The organism is Kitasatospora sp. NPDC057518 (assembly GCF_042802075.1).
Classification (GTDB): domain Bacteria; phylum Actinomycetota; class Actinomycetes; order Streptomycetales; family Streptomycetaceae; genus Kitasatospora.
The window spans coordinates 1-5,343 of the sequence record NZ_JBHVEU010000547.1; the positions used below are offsets into that span (position 1 = coordinate 1).

A 5,343-nucleotide genomic window follows, 5' to 3' on the forward strand; every position below is an offset into this window, starting at 1 on the left:
CCGCCGAACCGTCCGGTTCGGCGGGGCCCTCTGCCGTGCTCCGGCGGGAACCCGGCGGCCCGTGCGGACAGGTGGGGGTGTGGAACTGTCACAGCGGGCGCGATTGAGGAGCGGCGACCAGTGGGCGTTCGGGGAGCTGTTCGATGAGACGGCGGACGATCTGTACCGGTACGCGGTGCGGGTGGTGGGGGACCGGGCCGCGGCGGAGGACGTCGTCCAGCTGACGTTCCTCGAAGCGTGGCGCCTGCGCGGCAGGCTGCGGGAGGACGACGGGCCGGTGCGGCCCTGGCTGTTCGGGATAGCCGCCCAGGTCCTGCGCAACACGACCCGGGCGGCCCGGCGGCACCGGGCGGCGCTGGCGCGGCTGCCCGAGCGGGGCGTCCTGCCGGACTTCGCCGAGGAGTTGGCCGGGCGGCTCGACGACGACGCCCGGCTCGCCGCCGTGCGGCGGGCGCTGGGCGGGCTGCGGAAGGCGGAGCGCGAGGTGTTCGGCCTCTGCGTCCTGGCGGGCCTGGACTACGTGAGCGCGGCCGAGGCACTCGGGGTGCCGATCGGCACGGTGCGCTCCCGGCTCTCGCGCGCCCGCACCAAGCTGCGCGCGCTGGTGGACGAGGAGCTCCGGGGCGGGCGGGAACCCGCTCCGGACACCGGACAGGTACGGGGTGGCCGCACCGAAGCGGCCAGGTCGACGACACCGGGGAGGACCCGATGAGTCCGATGAATCCGATGAACGAGGACGAACTGCTGCCACCGCCCACGGGACCGGGGCTCTCCGCCGACCGCCGGCGGCAGCTGCGGGGGCACCTGATGAGCGAGTTCGCGCGCGGGCCGGCGGCCGCGCCCCGGCGGAAGCGGCTCGGCTGGGTGGCCCTGCCCGCGCTGGCGGGCGGCCTGGCGCTGTCCCTGGTGCTGGCCGGCGGGCCGACCGAGCGGGGCGCCGACCCCACGCGGCCGGTCGCGGCCGTGGTCCTGGACCGCGCGGCGCGGGCCGCCGAACAGCAGCCCGCCCCGGCGGCGCGCGGGGACCAGTTCGTCTACGTGAAGAGCCTGGACGACTGGGCGAAGTCGCAGGGCGAGGCGCCGCAGACCCGGGAGCTCTGGACGTCCGTTGACGGCAGCAAGCGGGGACTGCTGCTCGTGGACGGGCACCTGCCGAACCCCGGAGGAAGCGACGAGCACGGGGAGGCCGAACCCGTGCCGAACGCCGGGAGGTTCGGCAGCTACGCCTACGTCGCCGCTCTACCGACCGACCCGGATGCGCTGCTGGCCAGGATCCACGCGGACACCGAAGGCCACGGGCCCGGCCCCGACGAGGAGGCGTTCAGGACCGTCGGCGACCTCCTGCGCGACCAGATCGCCCCACCGGCCGTCAGCGCTGCGCTCTACCGGGCGGCCGCGAAGATCCCCGGCGTCAGGGTGATCGACTCGGTGACCGACGCGGCAGGCCGCCCCGGCATCGCGGTCGCGCGCCGGGACAGCGGTGCGAGGGCCGAGGTTCAGTGGATCTTCGACAGCACCGACTACACCTACCTCGGCGAGCGCAGCGTCGCCGTCACCGACGGCGCGACCTTCAAGAAGGGCGACATCACCAGCCAGATGGCCGTCCTCGCCCGCGCCGTCGTCGACCAGCCCGGCACCCGTCCCTGAGGAGAGGCGCGCTTCTGCAGGCGGCGATGGTGCGATGGAAGGTCAGCTGCCCAGCGCCACGGCCGACGGCGACTGCCACCCCCGCAGGGCGGCGCGGGCGCGGGCGACGCCTCCGGGGGTCGCGGGCGCGCCGGTGCCGACGGCGACGGTTCTCGTGCCGAGGCCCGCGCAGGCGCGGCAGATGCCGGGGCGGGGCACCGGATCGTGGCAGCGGCCGCACTCGGCGTACGGCGTCGGTGGGGGCGCGGCTCGTTCCGGCGGCAGTTTCCGTTGCAGGCGGTCCCGGAGGATCGCCACCGGGGAGTGCATCGGCTGCGGCAGTCCGGGGAGCAGGGCGTGGGCCAACTCGGCTTCGTCGCAGCCCCGTTCCAGCCACTGTGTGACGAGTGGTGCCAGCGCGCGGGCCTCGGCCTCGCCGAGGCGCAGGCGGGGTTCGGGTCGGATCACCCGGAACAGGGTGGCCACGGCGGCCCGCGTCCGTTCATCCGGGAGGGTGGGTTCTTGTCCCGGGTCCTTTACGGGAGGGGTGACAGCGCGGCCGGAACTCCCTCCACCGGAGGCCGGGCGGGGGACAGCCGGTTCGGGCTGCGGGGTGTCGAAGACGTGGGCCTCGGACCGGACCGTCCCGTCGGCCATCCGGACCCTGTCGACCCGGTAGTACCCGGCGTCCTTCAGTTCCTTGAGGGCCCGTCGGATGGCGCCCCGCCCCTGCGGACTGCTGTCCGCCATCTGCCGCCCGTCCTCCCGCCACCCGTCGGGGCGGGAGAGCAGGTCGGCGAGGAGGCCACGAGCGGTGTAACTCAACCGCCGGTCCTGCAACAGGCCGTTCGGAAGCACGCTGAACGCGCGCGAATGAACGCTACGATGAATCCGCATCTGGAGTCCTTGCTCCTGGTGCCTGACCCCGGGGTGTTCCACCACCGCCGGGGTCTCCTATGTTCTGTTGATGATGCGGAAAGTAGCACAGCCACTACGAAGAGTGCGAACCGTTCGAGCGTGAAGCCCAAGCCCCCCGCACCGAGTGCGCCCCCACGCCGGGCGAGGTGTTCAGGAGCACCGAGCGAGTCGATGCGGGCCGAGGTAGTAGGACAGGGCGGCGTGCGACGGCCCATCCGGAACCCCGCCGCTCGTCAGCAGCTTCACGACCGGTTCGCCGCTGGTCATGCCCTGGTCTCCCGTACCGTTCGGGCCGGTCCTCGGCCGCCCGCCATGGGGCGGGCGCGTTCGAGGAGCCCGCGCACGTGGGGGTTGCGGCGGTGCGGCCGGGTCGCGGAGAGCATCGAGCGGAAGCGGTCGTCGGCCCGGCCGGACTGGATGGTCGGATAGTCGTCCAGGGCGAGGTGCCAGTTCTGGACGGCCTCTTCCAGTCGGCCGGCTCCGAGTTGCCACTCGGCGAGCATGGAGAGGGCGCGTACGCGGGACCCGCGGTACACCGGGGGTCGGAGCTTCTCGGAGTGCTGGAGCGCGCGGATCGCGCCATCGCGGTCGCCGAGCTCGTAGTTGACCTGGGCGACGTGGTACGCGAGGGCGGCGGGATCGTAGCGGCCGACGACCTTCGCCTTCGACTCGGCCTGATCCATCGCGACTTCCGCTGTACGCAGGTGGAGCAGGGCTCCGATCCTGTCCCCGGTCTGGGCGAGGGCGTGGGCCTGCTGGCCGGCGAGGAAGGCCCTCATGCGGGGACCGGCCTCCGGGGAAGCGGCCGAGGCGGCGTCCGCGAGCCGCAGGGCGCTGCTGCCGTGGCCGAGATTGACGGCTTGGACGCTCATGCCGCGCAGGGTGGTGCAGTAGGTGAGGTGGTCGCCCGCGTGCCCGGCCAGCTCCAGGGCCTTCAAGTAGTAGCGCTGGGCCAGGGAGTCGTGGCGTTCGTCCACGGCCATGTAGCCGGTCAGGTAGCAGTGGTCGGCGGCGGCCGACAGCATGGCCTTGCGGACGTCCTCGCCGGCGTCCGCCCGCAGGTACGGGACGATCGTGTTGACCAGGAACGAGGCGGCCATCGGACGGGTCATCCGGCCGCCGAACTGGTCGTCCAGGTCGCTGATCCGCTCGGTCATCGCCGCGACCGCCTGGACCTCCGCCATGCCGATCCGCAGGTGGGGGTCGGTCCGCAGTCTCTCGAAGCGGCCCACCACATCGGGCCAGCCGGGGATGGTGAGGGCCGCCGAGTAGAGGCCGGCCGTGAGGATTCCGCGCCGGGACGGGTCCATATCGAGGCTCCCCAGGTCGATCAGCCCTGACACCGTATCCGTCGGCTGCTCAACAGGGGTAGGTGTCCCGCGGAATCCGGCCTCGACGGCGGTGATCGGCCGCTTGAGCCTCCGCGCCAGTGTCTCCAGGACGACCGGCAGGGCCTTCGCCGTAGGCGAGGTGCCGCTGAGCCAGTGGGAGACGGCCGAGGCGTCGTACTTCAGCCGCTGCCCGGCCTCGGTGCCGGTCCGGTTGACGGCCCGAGCCAAATCGCCGTTGCCCCAGGCGGCTTCGGCCATCAGTGAGGTGAGCCTGTGGTTCGGCCCACGGTCGGTTCGCACGACAGTTCCCCCTGGCAGGTGGGTTTCAAGGGTTTCAACGTCCGGGCGCGCCCCGACCATAGCCGACCGCAGGGCACGGATGTTGACTGTTCGTCATCGGCCAATCACCAGCCGTGGTGCGAATGGTCCCGTCCGCGTTCCCCTTCGAGGTGCCCTCATGCTGATGTCCCGCCGCCCGCGCATGTTCGTCGCGCGCCTCGACGCGCGGACCGAATCCGCTCCCCTGGCCCGGTACTTGCTCCGGGCCTTCCTCTCCGGGCTGCCCTCCGGGGACCGCTACCGCGACACCGCCGAACTGCTCCTCGGCGAGCTCTTCGCCAATGCCGTCCTGCATTCCGACGCCCCCGACGACCGCCACATCGAGGTCCGCTTCGCCCTCACCGGCTCCCGCTTGCGCCTCGAAGTCCACGATGCGGGCACCGGACGGCCGATCCTCCGGACCGCCGTCCCCGACGATGAGAAGGGGCGCGGTCTGTTCCTTGTCGACGAACTTGCCGAACGGTGGGGTTGCGCCGCCCGCCCTTGTGGTATCGGCAAGTTCGTCTGGGCCCATATCGCCCCCGTCACCACCCTCGCCTGAGAGCCGCTTCTTCCATGAACCTCGTCACCCTCGCCCGGCACACCCTCTCCCGTGGGGCCACCCCGGCCGCGACCTACGCCCTCCTGGCCCGCCTCGGCCACCCGCCCCTGCCCGTCGCGCGCGCCGTCTGCCTCGCCCTCGACATCCCCCACGCCGAAACCACCCGCCGCCTGGCCGAGTGCTACGACGCCCTCCTCGCCGACCCCCGCCCCGACACCGAGACCGACACCGGCGAACTCCTCGAAGCCCTCGGCGTCTTCGACGTCCCCAAGTCGCTCACCGACACCGAACTCGCCGTCGTCGAACACTTCCTCGTCGCCATCGACGCCATGGGCGGCATCCGACCGGGCCACCACCACGGCCTCCAACGCTGGTTCACCACCGGCAACCTCATCTCCGCGTACCTCTCCCTCGCCGCCGCCCACCCCCTTCCCCGCACCGGCGACCCCGCCCTCTACTGGACCACCCTCGTCACGGCCGGCGAACTCCTCGCCACCACGCTCCCCTCCGACCGCCGCATCACCTACGCCCTCACCCGCTGCCGCGCCCGCGCAACCCACCCGTAAGCGCGAGAAGTCGGCCCGGCCG

The 5,343-nt window shown here is 72.9% G+C and carries 6 protein-coding genes; 4 read left to right on the top strand and 2 right to left on the bottom strand.

The features are described 5' to 3' along the window. The first annotated feature begins 79 nt into the window (after positions 1–79). Both ACFU7Z_RS35675 and ACFU7Z_RS35680 read left to right on the top strand, forming a co-directional pair. Positions 80–712: an RNA polymerase sigma factor gene (locus ACFU7Z_RS35675; protein WP_380745455.1), complete on the top strand. Its 633-nt coding sequence runs from the start codon at positions 80–82 to the stop codon at positions 710–712. Beyond that, positions 709–1,647, top strand: coding sequence for a CU044_5270 family protein (locus ACFU7Z_RS35680; protein WP_380782157.1), 939 nt, complete (start codon positions 709–711; stop codon positions 1,645–1,647). Before ACFU7Z_RS35675 ends, ACFU7Z_RS35680 begins: the two co-directional genes overlap by 4 nt. 42 nt (positions 1,648–1,689) lie before the next feature. On the opposite strand, the gene ACFU7Z_RS35685 is transcribed toward ACFU7Z_RS35680, so the two are convergent. Both ACFU7Z_RS35685 and ACFU7Z_RS35690 read right to left on the bottom strand, forming a co-directional pair. Continuing rightward, positions 1,690–2,451 (bottom strand): hypothetical protein, encoded by a 762-nt coding sequence (locus ACFU7Z_RS35685; protein WP_380782159.1) that lies wholly within the window; start codon positions 2,449–2,451, stop codon positions 1,690–1,692. 356 nt (positions 2,452–2,807) lie between these two features. Next, positions 2,808–4,133, bottom strand: coding sequence for a tetratricopeptide repeat protein (locus tag ACFU7Z_RS35690; protein WP_380782161.1), 1,326 nt, complete (start codon positions 4,131–4,133; stop codon positions 2,808–2,810). A gap of 199 nt (positions 4,134–4,332) precedes the next feature. Between ACFU7Z_RS35690 and ACFU7Z_RS35695 the strand changes: the two genes are divergently transcribed. Both ACFU7Z_RS35695 and ACFU7Z_RS35700 read left to right on the top strand, forming a co-directional pair. Continuing rightward, positions 4,333–4,755, top strand: coding sequence for an ATP-binding protein (locus tag ACFU7Z_RS35695; RefSeq protein ID WP_063780117.1), 423 nt, complete (start codon positions 4,333–4,335; stop codon positions 4,753–4,755). Between the two features lie 14 nt (positions 4,756–4,769). Then, complete coding sequence (locus ACFU7Z_RS35700; RefSeq protein ID WP_049650826.1) at positions 4,770–5,321, top strand: hypothetical protein; 552 nt, start codon at positions 4,770–4,772, stop codon at positions 5,319–5,321. Positions 5,322–5,343: the final 22 nt, after the last annotated feature.